The following is a 4163-nucleotide window of genomic DNA, read 5'->3' as shown; positions in this document are numbered from 1 at the left end:
CCGAATGAGTCAATGCACTAGGTGTCGCTGCGCCATGGCCGCGTCTGCCCGCAGACCATACCTCGGGGCGGACCGCTCACGGGGGGCATCTGGCACACGACAACGACCTTCACCCTCATCGCGCGCTGGGCTATGACTCGCCAAGCGAGTTGACCGCCTGTTCAGTCCAGCAGCCCGTGTCCGATCTTATGGGGTAACAGTAGGCAAACACCGAACCGCCGTACGTCAAAGAGATTGTTCGCAGCTGGCGAACTCGGTATCAACGATGTAGAACCTCGCATATCTATCTCGGCCCTATCCAAGGAAAATGTGTATAAATTAATCTTTTCGTCACATAAATCTTATCCGTAACGAGCATGCTGTTAGTAATAGAGAAGAGAGACAACCATGAAAATCGTATTCATTCAAACTTGTGATGTGCAGCGCTATATGCGCATGCAGGAAATTACACGGAAGACTATCGCTTCCTATTGTGAACGAAACAATTTCATGTATCATAGTGTGCTTGGACTGATTAGAGGCGGCCAGCCGTGGCATGCGGCTTTAAATCGTATTCCTATAATATCTGGCTATATTAATGATAAATATGATGGATGGATTGTATACCTTGATGCTGACGCGTATATTGCCGATATGTCATTCGATTTAGAAAGTTATCTGTCTGACAAAAGTGACTATGCACTTATTGGCGCTCCGAGCGGAGCGCAGCCTCCCCGCTGGTGGGACATCAATAATGGAGTCTTTGCGTTGAACGCTCGACACCCAGTTGCGATTGAGATGGTTTATCGTTGGAGAGAAAAACTTGACGTCGTGCCAGACAGTATACTTAGGTCCGAGGATTGCTGGGGGGCAGTGATTGACGATCAAGCAATCATGCATGAGGCAATACAAGAAACATTAGGAGCAGAACAGAGCCTGTTACATGATTCTGACACTTTCAACTGGAATGCAAACTTTATTCGACAGGTTATTAGAGCGAACAGCGATTTTGAGTCAAGAATTAAAATACTTGCTGATGCCGTAGATAATGTACTTCAAAATAATAATAATCCTAATAACAAAGACAATATTCGCACTACAAATCATGAAATTATCACGGCTTTTTATCGAGTCCTTCTTGGAAGGGAGCCCGATGATCACGGGCTGCAAAATGCTATTGCGAAGTTAGATAGTGGCACTTCGTTTGAAGACGAACTACGTGCGTGCGTTACCAGCGATGAATGCCGTCAGGCATTGCCTCGGTTATGGCGCAGCAGATGATCTGTTATCTTGCAGATTCCCGCGATACAGCTATCATCCAATGCATGGTTTGCGCTCGGTTTTCAGAGATTGCCACAAATCTTTCCATTGTGTCCCTACTCTTCAACACTTCAAACGAGGAAGGATCCCTTGGCCCCTCGCGGTCCAGTTCGATTGTGTGTGTATCGGATAAGGCAGCCGTCAGAGTTGGCGTAATTCCCGCGCGAAATATGTCATGCAACTCAATGATCAAATCGCTGGACCCCAATGCTCTAACTACATCAGATGAATTAAAAAGTTCCAACTCGTAACCTTCACAATCCGAAAGCACAAGAAGCTTTTTATGACTTTCATTGAGACGAATCAGAGTTTCGCTTGAGCAAAAATCCTTTACCACAACGTTATTTGTATTGTTAATCTGTGCGGCTTTCTGTGTTGTTACTTGGGCAGAAGGAGAGGAGTCGTAGGCATATACAGGTATATTGGGAAACATACGAGCCAACCCAACGGCGTAATATCCGTCAGCAGACCCGATATTAACAACTGCATCGTAATTTTTACTAGAGAGTTGTGTCAGTCTATTTAATACTTCCGCTTCGTAGCAGCCTAGTACCTTGGGAACAAAATCTCCGTCTCCCCATGATACCTCCTCAGGAATCAGCATCCCACTAAATGGACCACTCTGTACTATGTTCGATGTAAAACGACGAACTTGATCTGCAATCTCAACCCTTTTTGCTACGATAACTTTCCAAAATATGTCTTGCAAAACATTGGATCGGTGCGCCAAAAAGTCCATGGTTTTTCTCGCCTGAATAAAAAAAGAGCGCAGAATTAGTGTAACCTACTCCGCACGAAACGCTCTATCCTGAGATACCGCACTTGTCCACATCTCTTTCGACAACAAGCCCCGCTGCCATAAGCAAGCCTGCCAGGAAGCTACCGGCAACGAAGCCCATGTCCAGCGGGAACGGCACGACCCATCCAGTATACATAAACATAATTTGCTCTCACCCACATGATTTCCTACTATAAAGTTTCCTTAACTTAACATGATGTCGACATCCTCTCAATGGCAACCGTGATAATTTTCGCAAAAATAATTTTTATCATTAATGCACGTCCGTACTTACCCGTTGAGCTACCTTATTAGATTGCCGAGTTGATTTTTATTACTGAGAAGCACCAACTTGCGCGCTGCATCCGGAAAATAACGCGCCGCCAATAAGCCAACAAGTTCCAATAATTCATCTCGATCATCGGGTGAAATACTGAAAAAGCTAGATAGCCGTGGCCGCGGCGAAGACCTGGCGGCGGCTGAAGGGCGAGAACCAGTTGCCGAAGGTGGCGGCGGGTGTCACCTTCCGGGATGGGACCGAGGTCACTGTGGGCCCAGATCACCGCGCAGCCTGACCGCCGCCGTCACCAAGTTTCCTGCTTAGCTCAGGGCGTACGTCTGGCCCCTGCTCAGAGCTGAGTCGTCGACGCCTCCGATCAGCGGTCGCCCTGCGGACGGCAGCGGGAGAGCTCGGATCGCGTTCAGCAGGGTCGTGGTGCTGGCCGGCATGGCCAGATGCGCGACCAGACGGGTGGCAAGCTGGCCGCCTAGAGAAACCCTGGTTCGCGCCCAGGCCTGAGCCAGTCGGCGGGTGCGGTGAGCGTGGCGGCCGAGCAGATGCGGGCAGCCTTCGGCGAAGGTGCGACGCGGTGAGCCGGGAGCGTGGCATTAGAACCGTCGTACCATGAGGTCCAATCGCACGATCGTGCCGATCGCGGGCAGGTCAGTGGGTCATCGTTGGCAGCGGCCATGGACAGCCGAGCTGAACGTCCGACATGTGAGGCAGCGCGCGTGAGCGCATTAGCCTTTTGCTCATATGTGGCCTGAGGGTAACGGATCGCGTTTTGTAGCCGAGGTCGGAATTTGCGTGCTGAAAGGCTTCAGCCCCGTGTTAGTACTTAGGCCAATCAGTCTATGGCGAAGGGCATAGAGAAGAATTATGAGTCAGACGCCAAGTGTTATCAGAAGAAAGCCAGAGTTCTTTCTACAGAAAAATGATATAATATCGGTCGGAGGCTGCATAACTCATGATTCTTGTAAATACATAAATCGATTTGATGTGCACCATACCGATCATTTATGGCGCCGGCCGACTATATGTTTGATGTCGAGGGCTCCAAGTAAGATGCCGTACGTCGACTCTGATTTCCCTCCTGAATTGATTAGATATTGGCAAGATGATTTCAAAAAAAATCATATCAATGAAATTGTAGAAAATAAATCAAATATTCTAGTATTTGATATTACACGTGATATTTTTTGTAGAGTAATGGAGATTGAATATTTGTCCTACGTGATAGATCCTATGAGTATTCAGGGCGTTCTCTGGAGCAACGATAATGTCAATGACAGTAAAGTAGACTCAGTACTCGGAAAAATCTGCAAAAGATTGTCCTTTGTTGACGATGAATATTTCGAGTTGTGGAAGTTTTTCTTCGATCTTTTTGCTAATTCTGTCAGAAGTTTTGATAAAATAATTCTCAATAGAATGTACTTTGTAGACAGAATTGCATCTGAGCAAGACGGTCAATTCGGAGATCCAATCTATGTAAATAATGTCAACAATTTCCTAGACAACGCCTACTACTACATAAAAAGTAAACATAGTCATATTGCGATAAATACAATTCCTCGGAGTTTGTTCCTGACTGGAACAAAGGTCAGTTGGGGAGGACCAACATATACACATGTAATACCAGAAGCAACATCCATGTTCTCTGAAAACATATTGAAGATAATACTCGGACAGGAGCATCAATCTGGAGATATTTACATAAAAAATTCGATTATCAGAGCAAAACAACACGAAGATACCATTAGAAGTTATCAAACCATTGCGGCCGAGCTGAGCAGCGTTGCGCAAGAG

Annotated in this window: 3 protein-coding genes; 2 read left to right on the top strand and 1 reads right to left on the bottom strand. The window is 46.7% G+C overall.

The features are described 5' to 3' along the window. Positions 1 to 387: 387 nt before the first annotated feature. Positions 388 to 1260 carry a DUF4214 domain-containing protein gene (locus tag MFF61_RS33100; protein WP_238242006.1) on the top strand — a complete coding sequence of 291 codons (873 nt, stop codon included), beginning with the start codon at positions 388 to 390 and terminating at the stop codon, positions 1258 to 1260. Between the two features lie 4 nt (positions 1261 to 1264). Here the strand turns inward: MFF61_RS33100 and MFF61_RS33095 are convergent, their stop codons facing one another. Continuing rightward, positions 1265 to 2038: a hypothetical protein gene (locus MFF61_RS33095; protein ID WP_238242005.1), complete on the bottom strand. Its 774-nt coding sequence runs from the start codon at positions 2036 to 2038 to the stop codon at positions 1265 to 1267. A 1198-nt stretch (positions 2039 to 3236) separates the two neighbouring features. Here MFF61_RS33095 and MFF61_RS33085 point away from each other — a divergent pair. After that, positions 3237 to 4163, top strand: a 927-nt coding sequence (locus MFF61_RS33085) for a DUF6270 domain-containing protein (RefSeq protein WP_238242004.1), incomplete at its 3' end; no start/stop codon positions are given.

This window comes from Methylobacterium isbiliense (assembly GCF_022179325.1).
Classification (GTDB): Bacteria; Pseudomonadota; Alphaproteobacteria; order Rhizobiales; family Beijerinckiaceae; genus Methylobacterium; species Methylobacterium isbiliense.
Note: the sequence above shows the minus strand (reverse complement) of the source record. Positions and strands in the feature narration are given on the sequence as shown.

What these genes read in the sequence shown, in the direction of transcription:
- MFF61_RS33100 (WP_238242006.1), top strand. Translation starts at nt 388, where the DNA reads ATGAAAATCGTATTCATTCAAACTTGTGATGTGCAGCGCTATATGCGC.
- MFF61_RS33095 (WP_238242005.1), bottom strand. Translation starts at nt 2,038, where the DNA reads ATGGACTTTTTGGCGCACCGATCCAATGTTTTGCAAGACATATTTTGG.